The sequence below is a fragment of the Streptomyces sp. URMC 123 genome, from assembly GCF_051386515.1.
Lineage (GTDB): Bacteria > Actinomycetota > Actinomycetes > Streptomycetales > Streptomycetaceae > Streptomyces.
This window is the reverse complement of record NZ_JBPQTV010000705.1, coordinates 1-469: the sequence shown is the minus strand read 5'-3', so window position 1 is coordinate 469 and position 469 is coordinate 1. Positions and strand designations below refer to the sequence as shown.

Here is a 469-nt window from a genome sequence, read left to right as displayed (position 1 = left end):
GCGTTCACGGTCGGCCGCTGCACGGGGGGCGCCGGCGCCCAGGGGCCGGGGCCGCCGTACGGGGGCGTGCCGTACGGGTCCGGGGCGTGCAGCGGCTGGGCGCCGCGCGTGGCGGAATCATGAGCGGGCGCGGCCGCCCCGGCCGGGCGTACGGGTTCGGCCGGGGCCGGCTGCCCGTGCGGCGGCACGGCTCCCGGGGCGCCCGGGGACGGTTCGGGCCGCTCGGAGGCCCGGGGCCCGGCAGCCGATACGGCGTCGTGGGCCAATGGCTCATGCCCGACCGACCGATCCTGAGCGGTGACCGACGCCGGAGCGGCGGACGGCTCCTGGCCCGCGGGCGGGGACTGCGGGCGCGGCGGCGCGCCGCTGCCGAATGCTTCCTGCTCGGCGGCTCCGGCCGGGGCGCCGGCGCTTCGCCGAGGCGTACGGCGTAGGGGACGTCGACGACGCCGGGCTGCGCCGGGGCCGC

1 pseudogene is annotated in these 469 nt (G+C 82.1%); it reads right to left on the bottom strand.

What is annotated here, in order from left to right:
* Positions 1 to 188: pseudogene (locus ACSNOD_RS31720) on the bottom strand (protease); the annotation flags it as partial.
* Between the last annotated feature and the right edge of the window lie 281 nt (positions 189 to 469).